We start from the raw sequence: 19830 nt of genomic DNA on the forward strand, positions 1-19830 counted from the left end.
ATCACTTTAACAATCTATATTGATGAGAAAAAAATACTTATACGTTCTTATATGTTTTCTTGTTAGCACGCTGGCTACAGCCAACGCTGCAAATCGCACAATCACCGGAGTCGTTATATCCGGTGAAGACAATGAACCTCTAATCGGTGCTTCTGTATATGTTAATGCAGACGATTTGAAAAAAGCTGGAGTATCACAGACTTCTCTAGGTACTATCACTGATATGGATGGCAAATTCTCCATTTCCATTCCGGAAAAGGTGACCAGACTACATTGTAGTTATATAGGTTTTGAAGAACAAAATATCGTGTTGCAAGCTGGAAAAGATACTTATCGTATTGTCCTTCAAGCTTCATCACACACATTAGGAGACGTAGTAGTAACTGGTTATCAAGAACTGGAACGTCGTAAACTGACTGCTGCTATTGCTAAAGTAGACGTTACAGACGGAATGGTAGGCGCAGCAAAAAGTATCGACCAAGCATTAGCCGGACAAATCGCCGGTGTGGCTGTAACGACAACTTCCGGTGCACCAGGAGCTCCTGCACGTATTCGTATCCGTGGTACAGCTTCTTTGAATGGAACACAAGACCCGCTATGGGTATTGGATGGAATACCTTTGGAAGGGACTGATATTCCTGATCTGGGTGACGAAGCCAATAACATTGTTGACATCAAGCAATCATCTATTGCCGGTATAAGCCCAAACGATATTGAAAGTATCACGATTCTAAAAGACGCTGCCGCTACTGCCATATATGGTGCACGTGCAGCAAACGGAGTCATCGTAGTAACTACTAAACGGGGAAGAACAGGAAAACCTGTCATCAATTTCAACACACGATTAACTTACACTCCCAATCTGGATACTTCACGATTAAACCTACTCAACTCACAGGAAAAAGTAAATCTTGAATTAGAGTTAATGAAAGAACCTGGCGATGCATTATTCGGTATCCCTGCTTTCTATCAAAAAGGAGGCGTAGCGTCTATCCTAAAACAATACGATTTACTAGACACTTATCAGGAAAAAGGTTGGGATGGTTTGACCATTGAAGCTCAGAATGCTATTAACAGATTGAAAACGATCAACACTGATTGGAATGATATTTTATTTAGAGATGCCTTCACCCAAGAATACAATTTCAGCATTTCGGGAGGAGGTGAAAAAGTAACATACTATAACTCACTTGGCTATTCAAAAGAAGATGGTAACGTGCCCGGTGTAAGCATGAGCCGTTTTAACCTGACAAGTAAAACATCATATCAAGCAAACCGTATGTTAAAACTTGGTATTTCACTTTTTGCCAACCGACGGAAGAACAGCAATTTCGTAACTGACAAAAAAGGTTACGCTAACCCTATTTACTACGCACGTACAGCCAACCCATACATGGAACCATACGATGCAGAAGGAAACTACACATACGACTATGATATATCAACCAGTAACACACCTAACCTTAAACAAGGATTCAATATCTTTGAGGAACGTAACAATACAAATAAAGAAACGCTGACAACAGCAATCAATGCTATTTTTAACGCTGATTTACGCTTTAATGACCACTGGAAACTGACGTCTCAAGTAGGCTTGCAATGGGAACAAGCAGATCAGGAACAATACATTGGCGACCAAACGTTCTCTATGCGTTACTTACGAGATATCACAGATACTGGAAATATTCTCCCGGAAGGAGGCATACATAAAATAAACAACTCTACAACTTCACAAATCACCTGGAAAGTTCAAGGAGAATGGAATCAATCTTTTGGGGAAATTCATGAAGTACAAGTGATGGCTGGTTCAGAAATACGTAAGAACTGGTATGAATCACTAGCCTCTAATGCATACGGATACGACCCCAAAACGCTTACAACAAAGCCTATCTATTTCAGAAATGATGAAGATGTAAAAAACTTCCCATTACATTCAGAAAGTTACATTGAAAATGCTTTCGCTTCATTTTATGCCAACGGCTCTTATACCCTTATGAATCGCTATACGCTAGGAGCAAGCATTCGTATGGACGGCTCAGATCTTTTTGGCGTAGATAAGAAATATCGTTTTTTGCCTATTTACTCCGTCAGCGGATTGTGGCGCCTCTCCAATGAACCTTTCTTGAAGTCCGCCACAAAAGGTTGGATGGATAATCTGGCTTTACGATTATCCTATGGCTTGCAAGGTAACATTGATAAGAACACCTCTCCATTCCTCGTTGGTGACTACAAAAACATAGAAGTACTGCCTGGCAATTCAGAAAGCAATATTATCATTTCCAGTGCTCCTAATGACAAGTTACGGTGGGAAAAAACAGCTTCATACAATATCGGCATCGATTTTTCTATATTTAAATCTGCCATCAACCTTAGTGTGGACTACTATTACCGAAAAGGAACAGATCTTATCGGCATTAAAAACTTGCCTCTAGAAAATGGATTCAGTAGCATGACTATTAACTGGGCAAGTATGGAAAACAAAGGATTGGAAGTAAACCTGCAAACACGCAATATTACTACCCAAAATTTTTCTTGGTACACTACATTCAACTTTGCCTATAACTATAATAAAGTATTGAAAGACCGAACAGCTTCAACAAGCAAAACACCTGGACTTGAAGGAAATCCGGTGGGTTCTATCTTTGCCATCAGAAGTGATGTGGATCCCGAAACTGGACGTATACGTATCTATCCGAAAGGAAGTGACAAAGCTGTTACTGTTGAAGAACTCTTTGATATGTATGACGATACCGGATATGGTTTCTATTCTTACAATACAGATCCCGAGTTCGCCAGAGATCTATATGAATATGCCGGTACGAGCGATGCTCCTTTTACTGGAGGTTTTATCAATACCTTAACCTACCGCAACTGGGAGTTAAACCTCAACTTTGCTTATAACTTGGGAGCCCATATCCGTACTAATCCGTCATACGACATTGTAGACTTCGATCCGGGACATAATACAAACCGTGATATCCTTAACCGATGGACCGAAAATAATCATAACGGAAAGCTTCCAGCCCTTCTCAACCGAAATAATTATCCCGCAGACTATTATCTTTTCGGAAATGAAGTTGCGCTTTACAAAAATCTCGATTTGTGGGTGAAACGACTTAGCTATGTGCGGCTCCAAAACCTACGTCTGGCATACACAGTGCCACAGGAATGGTTACGCAAATTTAGCATTAACGGAGCGACTGTTGCAGTAGAGGGACGTAACTTATTTGTATTCGGCTCCAGCTACAAAAACTACATGGATCCGGAATCAATGGGAAATCTCTATTCCACACCAGTAGCCAAATCAATAACATTCAACCTCAGTCTTAACTTTTAAATTAGAAGAATAGCGAATATGAACAAGATTAAATATATATATATTGTTTTCATGCTCACAGGAGGGCTACTAATGACCTCATGCAGCAATTTTCTAGATATACAACCTACAGGAAAGGTGATTCCCAATACTCTGGAAGAATACAGAGCTCTTATAACTACCGCTTATGCCCAAACATCAGCAGACGGAAGTCTTTGTGATATGCGCACAGGAGATATTACCATCAGAAATGATAATCAGGATCAGAGTGACTATGGCGATATTGAAAAGTGGGTTGCTGACAATCCCTCCAGTGTCGAATTTGCCTGGAGCGCTTATTACGAAAATATTTATTATGCTAATGCTATAATAGATAAGAAAGATGAAATCAGTGAAGGCAGTCAGGAAGATATCAACCAACTAGTAGGAGAAGCTTATTTTATGAGAGGCTATATGCACTTCATCCTAGTTAATCTTTATGGACAGCCGTATACTAAAAATGGAGCCCTAGATACGAAGGCTATACCATTAAAACTGACACTTGATTTGGAAGAGCTCCCAACACGCAATACAGTAGGGGAAATCTACACGTCTATCCTTTCAGACATTGAAAATGCGCGTAAACTCATGAACCAAAAGGAATGGGAAACTGGCTATAATTACCGTTTCACAACTATTGCAGTAGATGCATTCGAATCACGCACACGTCTCTATATGGGTGAATGGCAGGCAGCATATGATAACGCAGAACGTGTATTAGCACAACAATCAACATTAGAAGACTATAATACCCCAGACTTCCTTCTCCCCAATCAATACAAGTCTGTAGAATCCATTAACGCCTACGAAAATGCATACATTACAACTAGATTGAGAGCATCTTTAGCTACACCAGCATTTGTACAGATGTTCACTCCAAATGATGATCTCCGTCCAGCCCACTATTTTGCTACCGCAAACAGTGACGGAAATTACCCCATTACAAAAACCAATGGAACCAGTGAATACAAATGCAGTTTCCGTACTAGTGAACTCTACCTGAATGCAGCTGAGGCTGCTGCCCATCTAAACAAATTACCTGAAGCGCGTAGCCGCTTATTACAACTAATGGAAAAGAGATATACCCCAGCAGGATATATACAGAAAAAAGACCAAATAGATAATATGAGTCAAAACGATTTAATCACTGAAATCTTAAATGAACGTGCTCGCGAACTAGCATTTGAAGGTCATCGCTGGTTCGACTTACGTCGCACTACCCGACCAAGAATCGAAAAAGTATTGAACAGTGGACAAACTATCGTTTTAGAGCAAGATGATGCTCGCTACACATTACGCATTCCATTAAGCGCTACTAATGCCAATCCCAATTTAATGAAGTAAATTCTTAAAAATATTCAAGTCTTACACAAAATAATATCAAACTCCTTTTGCAAATGAGAATGCAAAAGGAGTTTTTTATTTCAAAATATCTCATTTACCATCTCCACATCCTCCTCTTACAGATATTGACCATCGCAAAATCTTTATCCCTCAAAATATTGTTCTTTAACAAGAAATCCGTATCTTTGTAGCGACTTATTACGATTAATAACGTAGAAGCGTTTAGAATATTATCCCTATTCAGAATCTGGTAAATTCATCAACAGTGGGGTAATGACAACTAAGCGTTCACGTCTTTGTTATATGCAAGGGCGTGGACTCTGTTGTTCATTCACTGTTGGGCTTACCAGAGCCTTGAATAGAATGAACTAACGACGTCCACGCTTCTCTTGTATATATATGGTATCCGGACGCTTACCGCACAAACAATCAAGAAAAATGAGCAACACTATTACAAAGTTCTTTGCTTCTTTTTTAGCTTATGGGGTAGCTAATAAGAAAAAGCGCTTTTCGGCAATTGGCCGTTTCTCTGAAGGATTGGCTCCGGTTAAAGGAAAAATCCAATGGGGATACATCAATAAAGGATATGACGTTGTCATCCCTCTAATGTATGAACGGGCTTTCTCTTTTAAAGAAGGATTAGGAATGGTAATACTCAATTCCCAATACGGATTCATCGACCATACCGGACAGGTACAGATTCCGTTTAAGTACGCAGCCGCTCACTCGTTTGAGCAAGAATGCGCACGTGTATGCCACGATGGATTATGGGGACTGATTGACAGACAAGGAAACTACATTCTTCCACCGACTTACAGTCAAATAGAACAATTCGCGGAAGGATTAGCTCTCGTCTCGCTACACAACAAGATAGGATTCATTAACAAGAAAGGAGAAGTTGTCATTCCCCTGGAATATGATAATGGATGCTCTTTCTCTGAAGGATTGGCTGCTGTCTGTATTGAAAGTCAGTCGTCCAAGTGGGGGTATATAAACAAAGACAACCAAGAAGTACTTCCTTTTAAGTACGATATTGCAGAACCCTTTTATAACAACATAGCTCGAGTGGGTCTCTATGGAAAAAGCATGAAAATCAACAAGCAGGGCAGTGAATGTCTATAAAACAACCACTCTACGCATTTATTCATCTCAACACGCGAGGCATTCTGTTCTAAAACATCCCCTTACGAATAACAACGTAAGGGGATTTTTTGTACATTCGAACATGTTAAATCTTTAATACGTAACATTATGATTATCGGAGTACCAAAGGAAATCAAAAACAATGAGAACCGTGTAGGCATGACACCTTCAGGAGTGGCCGAAGTGGTAAAACAAGGGCATCGGGTATTTATCCAACATACAGCGGGAATAAATAGCGGTTTTCCGGATGAAGCATATCAAGCTGTCGGCGCACATATCCTGCCAACAATAGAAGACATTTACGCCACTGCCGAGATGATTGTAAAGGTGAAAGAACCGATAGTCACCGAATATAACTTAATCAGAAAAGGACAGTTACTATTCACTTATTTCCATTTTGCTTCCGACCGGGAGTTAACCCTCGCCATGCTCTCCAACAAATCAATATGCCTGGCTTATGAAACTGTAGAAGAAGCAGACCACTCATTACCTTTATTAATTCCTATGAGTGAAGTTGCCGGACGTATGTCTATCCAGCAAGGCGCCCGTTTTCTGGAAAAACCGCAAGGCGGAAAAGGTATCCTTTTGGGAGGTGTACCAGGTGTTAAACCAGCTAAAGTATTAATTTTAGGAGGTGGAGTTGTAGGTAGCAATGCCGCACAAATGGCTGCTGGAATGGGGGCAGATGTCACTATTACAGATATAAATCTGGCACGTCTGCGCTATTTGAGCGAGACACTGCCGAAGAATGTAAAGACATTGTACGCATCCGAACTAAGAATCAGGAAAGAATTGCCGGATGTTGATTTAGTTGTCGGCTCTGTACTGATTCCCGGTGATAAAGCACCACATTTGATTACCAAAGAGATGCTTTCAATGATGCAGCCCGGCACAGTATTAGTAGATGTAGCAATCGATCAGGGAGGATGCTTCGAGACCTCTCACCCGACCACTCACAGTGCACCGACCTATATTGTAGATGGAATCGTGCATTATGCAGTAGCTAATATTCCGGGAGCTGTACCTTACACTTCCACCCTTGCACTGACCAATGCTACCCTCCCCTATGTGATCGCTTTAGCAAATAAGGGATGGAAAAAAGCCTGCAAAGAGAATCCAGCATTAGCACTCGGATTAAATATCGTAGAAGGAAAAGTCGTTTATAAGGCCGTAGCCGATGTATTTGGTTTAAAGTACGATCCTATCAGCCTATAACTATGCATTTTCACCATACAGTAACACAAAGTCTTACAGAGTTTTTTCTTTTTCAAAATAAGACCATCTCAATGTCTTACGCCATCGATTGATGACCTTTTAAAAAAAATTCTACAAGACTTTGTATTACTCTGTGGTGAGCTATATCTTTAAAATAAACAATCTTTCTTTGCCGCCCGTTGATAAGCCGCTACCAATTCGTCCATTACTTCTGCCACAGACTGCCGACGGGATATGATTGCCGAAACTTGTCCGATCTCCAATTCCCCTTCTTCCAGATCACCTTCGAAGATTCCTTTTTTAGCACGCCCCCGTCCTAATAAAGTTCTCAATTCTTCTGCACTAGCACCACTATCTTCAGCCTTCTCCACTGCTTCGCGGAAAGCATTCTTTACCAAACGCGTCGGAGCCAGCTTTTTTAACAACAACTTAGTATCCCCTTCACCGAGACTCAAGCAATAATCTTTAAATACCGGACTCGCTGAACTCTCTTCAGTAAGAGCAAAACGGGTTCCTATCTGTACACCTTCGGCTCCCAACACCATAGCAGCCAGTATTCCTTCTCCTGTGCCAACACCTCCTGCGGCTATCAAAGGTAATGTTGTAGCCTCACGTACAGCGGGAATCAAACAGAAAGTCGTTGTTTCTTCACGTCCATTATGCCCTCCGGCTTCGAACCCTTCTGCCACTACCGCATCTACTCCAGCCTCCTCACATTTTACAGCAAAACGGGAAGAAGAAACAACATGAACAACCGTTATTCCACGCTCTTTCAACCACCCAGTCCACGTTTTCGGATTTCCGGCAGAGGTAAAAACAATCTTCACTCCCTCTTCCACCACAATATTCATAATCTCTTCTATCTGGGGATACATCAAAGGAATGTTTACACCAAAAGGCAGTTTCGTGGCCGCATTACATTTACGGATATGCTCGCGTAAAGTCTCCGGATGCATAGAACCGGCACCGATCAATCCCAGTCCACCGGCATTGCTCACAGCAGAAGCAAGACGCCAACCGCTGCACCACACCATACCACCTTGAATAATAGGATACTGAATACCCAGAAGAGAAGTAATTCTATTCATAACCAATAATTTATCTATGTGTTAATATACTAAGATACCAATAATAGCGACAGAGCTATATAACAATGCGCCAACATAACAACACACAAATATACTAATTATTCAATTACAAACATTCTCTAGTCAGTACATTAGCGCATTGCTACATCAACACATCATTATAACGCCTTCAACGGGCAATCTGTTCGATTGGTTTATTTATCAACACAGTGGTAGAGTCTCCATAAGTTCTCAACACTTCCAATGTGCGGGCACGGTTGTCCCGTCCCGTCTTATTCCAGAAATCTTTTGTAAAGACAGCCATCAGGTCAAGTCCGCCGATAGTTCCACCATTGATATACACTCCACTCCCACCAAACAAGGGAATAGGTGCATCCATCACTACTGTGTTCACCATCATTCCGTTAGCACGTTCACCCAACTGACGGAAACGCACCCCACTCGCCTGTATCTCATCCAACGACTTACGCATTCCCTTTGCCATCGGATTGCGTGCCCAGTTTGAATAAGATCTTTGATGGCGTATCTCGTAGAAAGGATCACCCCGCCAGGTATTTTTATCGATCTTTATCTTCTTCTGATAGATGGGATCCCAGTTATAGCGGGTATTCGCTTTATATGGCATCAAAGTCAACATCACTTTCGGTTTAGGCAACGCTTCAGGAAGCGATTCGTCAGGCATCATCCAGCTTTTCTCCTCCGACATCCGGGGAGTACCCACTGCGCTTCCGAAATCAATCGACTTCACAGCATCCATATTTAAATGCAACTCCTGGTCACTCTCCAGCAATTTCTTCAAATGCAAAGAATCTTGCGCCGTCCATACTTGCGAATATGCAAATACAGCGGTCAGGCACAGTGCCATCGTTGTTATAAACCGTTTTAATCCATCCATCCTTTTTACTCTTTCATTACCTATATTTCGGAGCACTTCATATACATTTGCACATATAAGAGGCTATCTTTTGAGCGTAACAATCCCCCTGTCAGCAGCAAAAGACTACTGATACAAACAAATGTTCCCACATGAATGTTTCCTATTTTTTACTTTCCGAAGGCTCCTCCCCCTTTATTACCACCAACGATAACCCGATCCACAAAGCGGCTCATCGTAACACGGATCAATTGTCCATCTCGTTTTCGGATATTGGCGTTCTTCCCACCAACTACGATAACAAGCGGCTGCATCGAGTACTTCCTCATCGGTCAGGAAATAGATTGCTTCATAATTTTCAGCATTCGCCAATACCATTTTGCAACCTAATGACGGAGGTGTGCCCTGACGGATAGATTCAATCACCCAAAGCATACACTCACCCAACCGAATCTTACCGTTGTTCATATTATAAACCGACGGAAAAGAAGGGATAATAGTCAGATCTTCTGCATATTTTAAAAGTTCGGGGATATCCTCTTCCGTGAAATGAGGAACCTCCACCACCCCTTTTTCATTCTTCATCTTGTACGTACCCGACTTCAATTGCTTCACAAAAAGAGCAACATCCGGATTGTTATAATCCATTTCTTCGCTGGTGCATCCTGTAAAGGATACGATCAGGCAAACAGCCATCCACAGCATTAGTAGTGTTTTTTTCATTTTCATAAGGATTAATACGTCATGCGAAGTCCGCAAAGTAAATTAAAATTAGTCGGCCGTTTCGTTCGTACCGTAGCTAATTTCGAATCTGTCTTGAAATGATGCGAAACTCCGGGTTCGGCAAAAACAGCAAGTCGGTCATTAATCTTATAGTTGATTCCAATACCGGCAGTCACTGCCAGCTGGATAGGTTCTTCTTTAAAACTGTTGTCCGGTGCACCGGCTATACATTTATCGGCTATTCCTCCCACAGTAGCGTAAAGGTCGATTTTCTTCGTATCTACCAACGTCACGTTCACTTTAACGGGGATTCCCAAATAATGCAAGTGTTGCCCTGCAGAACGGAGGTTCGAATAGAGCAGTCCGGTTTCTATGCCGAGAAAATCGTTCAACTTACGTTCTACCGTCACCCCTGCGGAAACCGGCATTTTATAAGTACCGTTATCTGCCGGAAGTGCTGTACCCACTTGAACTTTCATCGCCCAACGATGCTTTTTCACTGCTTTGGGTTGAGACATATTGACATTCGATTGTTCTTCCGGAGCAACAGATGATTCTGTATGACCGTTTGTTGCCTGCCAATAACCATTATGCCCCTGATTGCCATATAGGTTGCCATTTCCTGTAGAAGTAGTGGAAGAAAAAGAAAACGACATGGAGAAAGTGATAGAAAGAGAATCTTCTTCCTCTGTATATTGCGACAGCATACCGTAAGATTTCGGAGCCGGTTTCGGCAACACCGGTTCTACCGGCAACGGCAACTGATTGACGCGTATTCCATCTCCATCCATCTGTCCCCCATTCGTCACGGCTATCTTTGTAAATGCTTCTTCCATTTCTTCCTTTGGAGAGAAATACAAGAAAGTAGCCGACGAGGCTGCCAAAACGAGCAATACAGATGCCGCAGCCGCCACACGGAAGAGCAGAATCCGACGACGATGCTGGCAAGCCACAGGAATTTCCTGCGAGAGCTCTTCCCAAAAGCCATCCCGTACACTCATCCCGGCATCAGCGAGACGCGTGCGAAACAGATCGGTTATTTCATCATTTTCTTTCTTCATGATTCCTATACTCTTTAATTCTTTTTGCTAACAAATATTTGGCCCGGTGCAACTGCGAAGTAGATGAATGCTCTTTAATATGAAGCATCTTGGCTATCTCCTTGTGCGATTTCTCTTCAAACACATAAAGGTTGAAAACGGTTCGGCAACCATCCGGCAATTCGGCAATAAACGCCATCAACTGCTCTTCGGAGATTCCAGCCCCTCCTCCCGAATCCGATATATCCGGTATATCGGGAAGCTGCTCTTCATGCACTACCAACTGGCTGACTCGTTTCTCCCGTCGCAGGAAATCGAGTGATTGAGTAACCATCACCCGGGTAATCCATGTACAAAGTGAAGACTCACCCCGGAACGAAAAGTTGGTAAAAATCTTGATGAAACCGTCATGCAGTACATCGTGCGCCGCATCCATATCGCCCGTATAGCGGAAACATACCGCCAGCATCTGCTTGGAATAGAGAGTGTAAAGTTCCTTTCGGGCTGAATCCTTTCCTGCCCGACAGCCCTTTATCAGTTCTATCTCGTTTTCCAAAGTCAATTACTTTTTTTAAAATCGAACGTATGTCTGCGTCGTTTACTCATTAGACGCAAGAGTTTGAGGAATGCTGCAAGGAATATTGCTAAAAGAAGTTAAAGGATACGATTCACCACAGAGGACACAGAGTACACAGAAGAACAATGATAGGAAATTATTCCTACAAAATAAATGTAAATCCTCTGTGTACTCTGTGTCCTCTGTGGTGAAAAAAAATCAGCACGCTTTGAAACTCATGTCCAGTCCTTTCACTGAATGAGTCAAAGCTCCTACAGAGATGAAGTCTACGCCACATTCGGCATACTCACGGAGAGTATCAAAGGTGATACCACCCGAAGATTCGGTTTCGTATTTGCCTGCTACCATCTCTACTGCTTTCTTTGTCATTTCGGGAGTGAAGTTATCAAACATGATGCGGTCTACTCCGCCGAGATCAAGAACTTGCTGCAGTTCGTCGAAGCTGCGGACTTCTATTTCTATTTTCAGGTCTTTGCCTTTTTCCTTGCAATATTCTTTGGCACGGGTGATGGCTTTGTCGATACCTCCGGCAAAGTCCACATGATTGTCTTTCAGAAGAATCATGTCGAACAAACCAATACGATGGTTTACTCCGCCACCGATTTTCACTGCCATTTTTTCGAGGATACGCATACCGGGAGTTGTTTTGCGGGTATCAAGCACACGGGTATTTGTTCCTTCCAATACCTTTGCATATTTACGGGTCATTGTTGCAATGCCGCTCATACGCTGCATCACGTTCAACATCAGGCGTTCGGTTTGAAGTAAAGATTGCACTTTTCCTTCCACTACCATTGCTACATCACCCGGCTTCACTTCTGTTCCGTCATTGATAAACACTTCCACTTTCATGGTAGGATCAAAACGGTTGAAGATTTCTTTAGCCACTTCGATACCAGCCAACACACCGGCTTCTTTGATAAGCAATTTTGATTTTCCCATTGCCGTAGCGGGAATACATGAAAGGGTGGTATGATCGCCATCACCTATATCTTCTGCAAAAGCAAGATCGATCAACTTGTCGATCAGTTCTTTTTCCTTATTCATTGATTTTGTCAATTCTTATTTGATGTATTAAACATTGATTCTGCACTTTTTTCAGGAAGCAGTTCACACGAAAGTTCCCATTAGTAGTAGCCAACGTACCGATAACGAAACTCGATTCATCTCGTTTTCCCTGATGGTTCACGTTAAATCCGCTGACTTTATTCTCCGTAAAGAATTCCTGCATCATAGCTGTTGCTTTCTGCTTGTCAACGCTTGTCGAGCGACCTTGGAGCACCAAGTTTACCTTGTCCCCCATATACTTACTTAGCTCTTGCGAGCTTCCTCTTTTAAATGCCGTTATCACTCCTGCCGGTATCTCTTGTGCCATCAGCAACGAGAGAGAAAGAAGCAAAGTGGCCATTCCTACGAGCACTCGTTTTTTCATAAATACAAGCTTTTAAGTTGTAGTTTAAAGGCTTAAACTTTCAACTAATGATAGGCAAAGGTAAGCATTAATTGCAGAATAACATAAAAAATGCCTATTTTTGTGCAATAATCAGAATTGTAGACGTATGAAAACAACCCTGCTCGTCGTAGGACGAACCGTAGAACAACACTATATAACTGCCATCAATGACTATATCCAGCGCACCAAACGCTATATCACTTTTGATATGGAAGTGATTCCCGAACTGAAAAACACCAAGAGTCTTTCAATGGAAGTGCAGAAAGAAAAAGAAGGAGAACTAATACTGAAAGCTCTTCAACCGGGTGACGTGGTGGTATTGCTTGATGAGCACGGAAAAGAAATGCGTTCTCTGGAGTTTGCCGAATATATGAAGCGAAAAATGAACACGGTCAACAAACGACTGGTATTCATTATCGGAGGGCCTTATGGCTTTTCTGAAAAAGTTTATCAAGTGGCACACGAAAAGATTTCAATGTCCAAGATGACTTTCTCACATCAGATGATCCGGCTGATATTCGTTGAGCAGATTTATCGGGCGATGACTATATTGAATGGAGGGCCGTATCATCATGAATAAATAAACTTTTAATAATAGCTACAAAATATCTTTATAATCAAAGAGGTCAAAATAGTATAAACGGGTATGCTCATCGTCATCATTGGGCAGTAATGGGAGAAAACTATTTCTTTCATAAAAAGGTATTGCCTTTATATAAGCATCAACTGTTACAAAACGACATCCAGTTTTATTATTTTGAAGAAAATACGCTTTTATAAAATCCATTAATACAGTTCCGATACCTGTTCCAGCATAGTTTTCATCCACAGCAAAACGACACACCTTTACCGCAGGATAACTTTTCAATCGTTTTTCATTAACAAAACGATGTTTCCTGAATTTATTAAAATCTGTTTTACTTTCAAAATCCCCTAAAGATACACGATCATTAGCCAAACTAAAGTAAGCAACAACTTTATCACTAATCTTCGCAATATAACTAACGGCCAATAATGTATTATAATACAAAGGAGCTTCATTCAAAATAAAATCGTTCAAGTCGGTGTCACCGCAATTGAACGATTCTATGTTATCTCCTTCTTCCAACCGACGTATTGTCAACTGGGAGAAATCTATTATTTTATTCATCTATTACTTAAAATTAGAAGCAGCCTTTAATACTAACTCATAATTTTTTCTCACCCGTTCAAGTTCTTCCTTAGAAACTTTACGAGGATTTTTTATTCTTTCCTCAAAACGACGTGCATCTTCACCTAGCAATATAGGTGTTTCACGAATAGGTCTTGCCATTTTTAAATCTCCTTTCTTTTGCAAAGATACTACTTTTCAATCATATTAGCACCACAAATTATTTGGTAAATCTAAAATAAAAGAGTTCCTTTGTAGAAATAGAAAATAAAATTTCCACAAAACAATGTCATCAAAAGAATGCATATGCAAAATGTCCTCCTATTTATTTTGGGACACAGACATAAACAACGTTGATATGGACATGCATCCATCCTATATCATCCAGCGTGTGATGGAATATGGACAACTAGAAGATTGGCATTTGATACGTTCTTATTATGGTTTAGATAAAATTGTATCAGTATGCCAATCTTTACGTTCATTAGACCCCAGAGCTTTAGCATACATGCTGCTGTATTTCAAATACCTCAAAAGAAGAATATCGCTGTTATCATGAAAGCTTACGAAATCCCACTCTTTGGAATACTGAATAAATATCATAAACTATTCTTTTCTTCCACAAATAATTTATTAAAGACCTGTTGAAGTTCATCCTTATTAGTTATCAGCTTTCGAAGTTCTGCCAACCGTCCGGCATTATCCGATTGGGGTATCCACAATTTCAGATACCCTCCTTCTGCATATTTTTCAGTTAGATGTTTCCGAAAACGGGCATATTGCTCTTCTTTATCCATCTCCGGATAATGAGACAGCCCATATTGTACGGTACGACGCAAAGTAACTTCGGGATCAATAATTCGGTCAGCCTCGGCAACAATCATTCCATAGATCGTTCTGGGAGCCTGTTTATTAGAAGCCCGATGATCTTCTATCGCCTCTTTCATCTGCAACAGCTGTTCATCCGTAAACCAACGCCGCAAAGTTTCGTCGGCTAGCAACACTTTGCCGGAGGTTATATGATGAAATTCACGTCCTTCGTATAAGCCCAGGTCATGATAAGCAGCGATGACATAAACCATCGAATAATCGACTTCATAATGCGTCGCTAATTTCAGACTTTCCTCAATAACCTTTTCTACATGGTCAATTTGATGCGCTTTATCAAAGTTAGCGTATTGAGGGATAATACTTTGCCGAACATAGTTTTGCAATTCAGCAGGCACATGATGAGTCATATTCGATCTTTTTAACTAGTGAATTCTTTTATTTATATTATTCCCGATTCATCAAACGATGTTCCGCCATCTGTTCGAACTTTGTTCCCGGACGACCGTAATTGGCATACGGATAAATGGAAATACCACCACGAGGAGTAAATATTCCCGTTACTTCTATGTATTTGGGATTCATCAATCGGATAAGATCTTTCATTATGATATTCACACAATCTTCATGAAAGGCTCCATGACTGCGGAAACTAAAAAGATAGAGTTTCAAACTCTTGCTTTCCACCATTTTTATATCAGGAATGTAGCTGATACGTATTTCGGCAAAGTCCGGCTGTCCGGTAATAGGGCACAGACTTGTGAACTCCGGGCAGTTGAAACGTACCCAGTAATCATTTTCAGGATGCTTATTGTCAAAGGCTTCCAGTACTTCAGGAGCATAATCTTGCTTATACTCGGTTTTTCTTCCTAACAAGGAAAGTTGGTCTTTTAATTCAGTCATTGCACTCGTTAACTACAACCTCTACCCTAAACAAAAAAATGCATTTCCTCTTTCACCTATCACCGTCCAGTCTCAAACGCTTTATTCATCGATGTTTCAGTGGTGAAGGATTCATTTTACAACCTATCACCGCATCTATCACCTATCACCATCAACTCTTAGCCCACGTTTGCTTTCTCCTCATCTTACTTGTTACGGTGCGTTTCATTGCCTGAAACAATGTGTTTCCCACCTTGAAACAAAGTGTTTCACTACTTGGAACTAATAGTTTCAAGCCTTAGAAACTTTAGTTTCCTACTGGTGAAACTTTAGTTTCTCACTGATGAAACAACAGTTTCAAGCTGTTGAAACTAATCTAAGCCTATACGTTCCAGATAGAAGCTGCTATCATTTATTAAATTAGAACGTACCGGTGACAATAGATGTGACAACAAAATATCAGATTTAGCTGCTGTCACCACTTGCTGTCACAAACCAGATATCTTATAATCAAATATTTATCTACAACAATGTGACAGATGACAACAAAAAATACATTTTAATCTCTATGTAAAGATATTATTGATTCTTACTTTTTAAATACTTCTCCAGTCCCTCCCGACGTAACGTACAAGCCGGACAGTGTCCACAACCATCCCCCTGAACACCATTATAGCAAGTCAGAGTCTCGGTACGAATCAGCTCCAGCACTCCCAGTTCGTCGGCCAATGCCCATGTTTCTGCCTTATCAATCCACATCAAAGGGGTATGAATCACAAATTGTTCATCCATAGCCAGATTGAGAGTTACATTAAGAGACTTGATAAAGGCATCACGGCAATCGGGATAACCGCTGAAATCTGTTTGGGAAACTCCTGTTACCAAATGATTAATACCACGTTCACGGGCATATACTGCCGCAATACTTAGAAAAAACAGATTACGTCCCGGAACAAAGGTATTGGGAACGCTATCTGCTGGTTTTTCCTGATCCATCACCATCGTAGTATCGGTCAATGAATTATGACCTAACTGTCCGATAAAGGAAACATCCATCACATCAAATTCCACTTCTGCTTTCCGGGCTATCTCCCGTGCAAGCTCCACCTCTTTCTGATGCTTCTGACCATACAGGAAACTCAAGGCATATACTTTCTTAAAGTTGCGTTTTGCCCAAAACAAACAAGTAGTAGAGTCCTGTCCACCACTAAACACAACCAATGCTGCTTCTCTATTCATATTCTATCTTAAATATCTTTGACTTTCAATACATTATAGGAGATATCGGTATCATACACATCGCTACCGTCTATCTTCTTAATGGCTTTCACTACACGAATTGTCACCGGAAGGATAATAACTTCATACATGGATTTCAGCACAATCTGAATTCCCATCATGATAAGCAGTTCTTTCCAGGCAATAACTCCACCAAAAGCTACCGGGAAGAAAATCAATGAATCGGCAGTCTCACCTACAACAGTCGACCAGATGGCACGGGCCGAAAAGTTACGCCCCTGACTGGCTACTTTCATCTTACTCATCACATACGCATTGAGAAATGAACCTACCAGAAAAGCCATCAGACTGGCAGCCACAATACGGGGAGCCATACCGAACACAAAATTGAAATGTTCCTCGCCCTCCCAGAAAGGAGCAGCCGGAATGGCAACAGCTATCAACCCAAGAGCAACCACGAAGAAATTCATCGCAAAACCACTCCAAATGATGAGCCGCGCTTTCTTGAATCCCCAAACTTCGGCGATACAATCATTAATAATATAAGAAATAGGAAAAACCAATAATCCGGCTGTCACGGTCAGACTACCTACCTGGATTACTTTTGTTTCAAGAAGATTGGCTGCAATGAGACAGACATTAAACAGAATGCCCAGCAGCATAAAGGGTACAGATACTTTTTCTTTCATAATTCCTGTTTTTTACGTGGTGTTCTAGAATACACGACCGCTATTCACGGCATCATACATTTTTTATTCTTTCGGGGTGCAAAGGTAAAAAATAAAACTGGAATTATCACATTCATCTTACCAGAATCTGCCTTCCCGAAAATTGAAGAAAAAAATAAGCCTCCCCGTCAGTCGTCGTATTCTGACAGGAAGGCTCATCACTTTGACCTTAAAACACATCACTCAATCAGGCATCTGCATCAGGAGGAGAAATCTTTCAATTCCTCTTTCAACCGCTTACGGATGAAAAACAAACGGCTCTTTACCGTTCCCATCGGCAATCCTAATTTTTCGGCAATTTCTCTATACTTAAATCCGGCAACAAACATCTGGAAGGGAACTTTCATTTCTTCCGGTATGGAATGTATCACCCGGTACAGCTGTTTCATATCATAGGTAAATTCAAATCTGTCGGCATCTTCATCCTCGATCAAATGTTGTTGATTGATAGAATAACTGTCATCAATCAGATTCATTTCACGAACTGTACGGCGGTAGTTATTGACGAAAATGTTACGCATAAGCGTATACATCCATCCTTTCAGATTCTTGGTATACGTGAATTTTTCACGATTATCCAGTGCTTGCAACAGACAATCCTGTACCAAATCATTTGCAGACTCACGATCTGCTGTCAATTTATATGCGAAACGATGCAAATCCTGTTCCATCGCTAATATTCCTTGGGTAAAATCTACTTTTTCCATCGTCGTATTTCTTTTATCTAATTAGTACGTTACAAAGATCCGTTCTTTTAGAATCATTATAAATAGCAATTCTTCCGATTAGTTTGGCAATTTTTCCTTTGCCCCTCTCAACCATTTCTTTTTTTAGTTGTTCATTGGGCATTCACCTAAAACTTAACTGATAATGAAAACAAGCTTTAAAATGGTAGCTATGCTACTGGGGATAGGAATTTTCCCCCTCTGTGCCTATGCACAACAGAAGGTAGTCATCGAAGATGAAGAACCGAATTCTATCATGTTTGTTTCGAAGAACAAAGCAGGAGATGAAATCATCCGAATCATGAACGACCGTTCGCAGATGCGTTTCCATGACCCGAATGCTCCCCGTTTCCTGCTCACCGACCAGAAAGGGAAATTTGCCCTGGGTATCGGAGGATATGTTCGTGCAACAGCAGAGTATGACTTTAACGGTATCGTAAATGATGTCGATTTCTATCCGGCATTGATTCCACAACGAGGAAGCGGCAATTTTGCCAAGAATCAATTCCAGATGGATATCACCACTTCTACCCTATTCCTCAAACTGGTAGGACGCACAAAACATCTGGGAGACTTCGTTGTCTACACAGCCGGAAACTTCCGGGGTGACGGAAAAACTTTTGAATTGCAGAATGCTTATGCGCAATTCCTCGGTTTCACGATCGGATACAGCTACGGTTCGTTCATGGATCTCTCCGCACTGCCTCCCACCATTGACTTTGCAGGTCCTAACGGATCAGCCTTTTACCGCACTACGCAATTGAGCTATATGTGCGATAAGTTGAAAAACTGGAAATTCGGTGTTTCGATGGAAATGCCTTCAGTAGACGGTACAACCAACAATGACTTGTCTATCAACACCCAACGAATGCCGGACTTTGCCACTTCCGTACAGTATAACTGGAATAGTAGCAGTCACGTTAAATTAGGTGCTATTGTCCGTAGTATGACTTACTCAAGTAACGTTCATGAGAAAGCCTATTCCGCCACCGGATTCGGTCTGCAAGCATCTACAACCTTCAATATTACGAAGAAATTACAGGCATTCGGACAGTTTAATTATGGAAAAGGTATCGGATCTTACCTGAACGATTTAAGTAATCTGAACGTAGATATCGTTCCCGATCCTGATAATGAGGGAAAAATGCAGGTTCTCCCAATGTTGGGATGGTATGCAGGGTTGCAATACAACCTTTGTCCGAGCATCTTTATATCCGGTACATATAGTTTATCCAGACTTTATTCTGAAAACGGATATCCAAGTGAAAATCCGGAATCCTATCGCAAAGGACAGTATTTAGTGGCTAATGCTTTCTGGAATGTAAGCAGTAACCTGCAAGTGGGCGTAGAATATTTAAGAGGATGGCGTACTGATTTCAGTTCTTCAACCCGCCACGCCAACCGGTTGAATATGCTGGTACAATATTCTTTCTAAACTAACATAGAACAGTAAAACAAAAAAGCCG

At 41.1% G+C, this 19830-nt stretch carries 20 protein-coding genes; 6 read left to right on the forward strand and 14 right to left on the reverse strand.

All coding sequences use genetic code 11. The features are described 5' to 3' along the window. The first annotated feature begins 22 nt into the window (after nt 1-22). The 4 genes from H8796_RS22475 to ald all read left to right on the forward strand — a co-directional run bounded on the left by H8796_RS22475 (nt 23) and on the right by ald (nt 7057). Nucleotides 23-3337 carry a SusC/RagA family TonB-linked outer membrane protein gene (locus tag H8796_RS22475; protein ID WP_117933995.1) on the forward strand — a complete coding sequence of 1105 codons (3315 nt, stop codon included), beginning with the start codon at nt 23-25 and terminating at the stop codon, nt 3335-3337. Between the two features lie 18 nt (nt 3338-3355). After that, nucleotides 3356-4699 (forward strand): RagB/SusD family nutrient uptake outer membrane protein, encoded by a 1344-nt coding sequence (locus H8796_RS22480; protein WP_117933997.1) that lies wholly within the window; start codon nt 3356-3358, stop codon nt 4697-4699. Between the two features lie 438 nt (nt 4700-5137). Further along, the gene (locus H8796_RS22485) at nt 5138-5821 is read left to right on the forward strand and encodes a WG repeat-containing protein (RefSeq protein ID WP_117933999.1); all 684 of its coding nucleotides are present in this window, start codon (nt 5138-5140) and stop codon (nt 5819-5821) included. Nucleotides 5822-5950: 129 nt separating this feature from the next. Then, on the forward strand, nt 5951-7057 hold the full coding sequence (gene ald / locus H8796_RS22490; protein ID WP_117934001.1) for an alanine dehydrogenase: 1107 nt from the start codon (nt 5951-5953) through the stop codon (nt 7055-7057). A 149-nt stretch (nt 7058-7206) separates the two neighbouring features. On the opposite strand, the gene H8796_RS22495 is transcribed toward ald, so the two are convergent. The 7 genes from H8796_RS22495 to H8796_RS22525 form a co-directional block, all read right to left on the reverse strand. Beyond that, nucleotides 7207-8145, reverse strand: coding sequence for a nitronate monooxygenase family protein (locus tag H8796_RS22495; RefSeq protein WP_117934003.1), 939 nt, complete (start codon nt 8143-8145; stop codon nt 7207-7209). Nucleotides 8146-8314: 169 nt separating this feature from the next. After that, a complete protein-coding gene (locus H8796_RS22500) occupies nt 8315-9040 on the reverse strand; it encodes a DUF4858 domain-containing protein (RefSeq protein WP_008774701.1) in 726 nt (241 codons plus the stop codon). 177 nt (nt 9041-9217) lie between these two features. Then, a complete protein-coding gene (locus tag H8796_RS22505; protein WP_004304253.1) occupies nt 9218-9742 on the reverse strand; it encodes a DUF4943 family protein in 525 nt (174 codons plus the stop codon). Nucleotides 9743-9753: 11 nt separating this feature from the next. Beyond that, nucleotides 9754-10803, reverse strand: a complete 1050-nt coding sequence (locus H8796_RS22510; RefSeq protein WP_117934005.1) for an outer membrane beta-barrel protein — start codon at nt 10801-10803, stop codon at nt 9754-9756. Next, nucleotides 10787-11338, reverse strand: coding sequence for an RNA polymerase sigma factor (locus tag H8796_RS22515; RefSeq protein WP_004300758.1), 552 nt, complete (start codon nt 11336-11338; stop codon nt 10787-10789). The genes H8796_RS22510 and H8796_RS22515 overlap by 17 nt, the downstream gene beginning before the upstream one ends. A 219-nt stretch (nt 11339-11557) precedes the next feature. Continuing rightward, nucleotides 11558-12406, reverse strand: a complete 849-nt coding sequence (gene nadC, locus H8796_RS22520; RefSeq protein ID WP_004300759.1) for a carboxylating nicotinate-nucleotide diphosphorylase — start codon at nt 12404-12406, stop codon at nt 11558-11560. Beyond that, nucleotides 12399-12791 (reverse strand): DUF4783 domain-containing protein, encoded by a 393-nt coding sequence (locus H8796_RS22525; RefSeq protein WP_117934007.1) that lies wholly within the window; start codon nt 12789-12791, stop codon nt 12399-12401. The genes nadC and H8796_RS22525 overlap by 8 nt, the downstream gene beginning before the upstream one ends. A gap of 127 nt (nt 12792-12918) precedes the next feature. Here H8796_RS22525 and rlmH point away from each other — a divergent pair, with 127 nt between their 5' ends. Next, the gene (rlmH, locus tag H8796_RS22530) at nt 12919-13392 is read left to right on the forward strand and encodes a 23S rRNA (pseudouridine(1915)-N(3))-methyltransferase RlmH (protein WP_074559125.1); all 474 of its coding nucleotides are present in this window, start codon (nt 12919-12921) and stop codon (nt 13390-13392) included. An 18-nt stretch (nt 13393-13410) separates the two neighbouring features. On the opposite strand, the gene H8796_RS22535 is transcribed toward rlmH, so the two are convergent. The 7 genes from H8796_RS22535 to H8796_RS22565 all read right to left on the reverse strand — a co-directional run bounded on the left by H8796_RS22535 (nt 13411) and on the right by H8796_RS22565 (nt 18346). Continuing rightward, nucleotides 13411-13962, reverse strand: a complete 552-nt coding sequence (locus H8796_RS22535) for a GNAT family N-acetyltransferase (protein ID WP_117934009.1) — start codon at nt 13960-13962, stop codon at nt 13411-13413. A gap of 3 nt (nt 13963-13965) precedes the next feature. Next, the gene (locus tag H8796_RS22540) at nt 13966-14148 is read right to left on the reverse strand and encodes a hypothetical protein (protein WP_117934011.1); all 183 of its coding nucleotides are present in this window, start codon (nt 14146-14148) and stop codon (nt 13966-13968) included. 413 nt (nt 14149-14561) lie between these two features. Further along, complete coding sequence (locus H8796_RS22545) at nt 14562-15200, reverse strand: HD domain-containing protein (RefSeq protein WP_117934012.1); 639 nt, start codon at nt 15198-15200, stop codon at nt 14562-14564. Between the two features lie 37 nt (nt 15201-15237). Next, a complete protein-coding gene (queF, locus tag H8796_RS22550) occupies nt 15238-15693 on the reverse strand; it encodes a preQ(1) synthase (RefSeq protein ID WP_004304260.1) in 456 nt (151 codons plus the stop codon). Nucleotides 15694-16251: 558 nt separating this feature from the next. Continuing rightward, nucleotides 16252-16911 (reverse strand): 7-cyano-7-deazaguanine synthase QueC, encoded by a 660-nt coding sequence (gene queC, locus H8796_RS22555; RefSeq protein WP_004300765.1) that lies wholly within the window; start codon nt 16909-16911, stop codon nt 16252-16254. Nucleotides 16912-16919: 8 nt separating this feature from the next. Continuing rightward, nucleotides 16920-17600, reverse strand: coding sequence for a queuosine precursor transporter (locus H8796_RS22560; RefSeq protein WP_004304261.1), 681 nt, complete (start codon nt 17598-17600; stop codon nt 16920-16922). A 239-nt stretch (nt 17601-17839) separates the two neighbouring features. Then, nucleotides 17840-18346 carry an RNA polymerase sigma factor gene (locus H8796_RS22565; protein ID WP_117934014.1) on the reverse strand — a complete coding sequence of 169 codons (507 nt, stop codon included), beginning with the start codon at nt 18344-18346 and terminating at the stop codon, nt 17840-17842. A gap of 163 nt (nt 18347-18509) precedes the next feature. Between H8796_RS22565 and H8796_RS22570 the strand changes: the two genes are divergently transcribed. Further along, a complete protein-coding gene (locus tag H8796_RS22570) occupies nt 18510-19799 on the forward strand; it encodes a DcaP family trimeric outer membrane transporter (RefSeq protein WP_115484013.1) in 1290 nt (429 codons plus the stop codon). Nucleotides 19800-19830: the final 31 nt, after the last annotated feature.

It is taken from the genome of Bacteroides sp. M10, assembly GCF_014334015.1.
GTDB lineage: Bacteria > Bacteroidota > Bacteroidia > Bacteroidales > Bacteroidaceae > Bacteroides > Bacteroides intestinigallinarum.

Excerpts from the sequence above, each read along its gene's own strand:
- H8796_RS22495 (WP_117934003.1), bottom strand. The coding sequence starts at position 8,145 with ATGAATAGAATTACTTCTCTTCTGGGTATTCAGTATCCTATTATTCAA.
- H8796_RS22545 (WP_117934012.1), bottom strand. The coding sequence starts at position 15,200 with ATGACTCATCATGTGCCTGCTGAATTGCAAAACTATGTTCGGCAAAGT.
- H8796_RS22560 (WP_004304261.1), bottom strand. The coding sequence starts at position 17,600 with ATGAAAGAAAAAGTATCTGTACCCTTTATGCTGCTGGGCATTCTGTTT.
- nadC (WP_004300759.1), bottom strand. The coding sequence starts at position 12,406 with ATGAATAAGGAAAAAGAACTGATCGACAAGTTGATCGATCTTGCTTTT.
- ald (WP_117934001.1), top strand. The coding sequence starts at position 5,951 with ATGATTATCGGAGTACCAAAGGAAATCAAAAACAATGAGAACCGTGTA.
- H8796_RS22480 (WP_117933997.1), top strand. The coding sequence starts at position 3,356 with ATGAACAAGATTAAATATATATATATTGTTTTCATGCTCACAGGAGGG.
- H8796_RS22475 (WP_117933995.1), top strand. The coding sequence starts at position 23 with ATGAGAAAAAAATACTTATACGTTCTTATATGTTTTCTTGTTAGCACG.
- H8796_RS22570 (WP_115484013.1), top strand. The coding sequence starts at position 18,510 with ATGAAAACAAGCTTTAAAATGGTAGCTATGCTACTGGGGATAGGAATT.
- H8796_RS22500 (WP_008774701.1), bottom strand. The coding sequence starts at position 9,040 with ATGGATGGATTAAAACGGTTTATAACAACGATGGCACTGTGCCTGACC.
- H8796_RS22510 (WP_117934005.1), bottom strand. The coding sequence starts at position 10,803 with ATGAAGAAAGAAAATGATGAAATAACCGATCTGTTTCGCACGCGTCTC.
- queF (WP_004304260.1), bottom strand. The coding sequence starts at position 15,693 with ATGACTGAATTAAAAGACCAACTTTCCTTGTTAGGAAGAAAAACCGAG.
- H8796_RS22535 (WP_117934009.1), bottom strand. The coding sequence starts at position 13,962 with ATGAATAAAATAATAGATTTCTCCCAGTTGACAATACGTCGGTTGGAA.
- H8796_RS22485 (WP_117933999.1), top strand. The coding sequence starts at position 5,138 with ATGAGCAACACTATTACAAAGTTCTTTGCTTCTTTTTTAGCTTATGGG.
- H8796_RS22505 (WP_004304253.1), bottom strand. The coding sequence starts at position 9,742 with ATGAAAAAAACACTACTAATGCTGTGGATGGCTGTTTGCCTGATCGTA.
- queC (WP_004300765.1), bottom strand. The coding sequence starts at position 16,911 with ATGAATAGAGAAGCAGCATTGGTTGTGTTTAGTGGTGGACAGGACTCT.
- H8796_RS22565 (WP_117934014.1), bottom strand. The coding sequence starts at position 18,346 with ATGGAAAAAGTAGATTTTACCCAAGGAATATTAGCGATGGAACAGGAT.
- H8796_RS22525 (WP_117934007.1), bottom strand. The coding sequence starts at position 12,791 with ATGAAAAAACGAGTGCTCGTAGGAATGGCCACTTTGCTTCTTTCTCTC.
- rlmH (WP_074559125.1), top strand. The coding sequence starts at position 12,919 with ATGAAAACAACCCTGCTCGTCGTAGGACGAACCGTAGAACAACACTAT.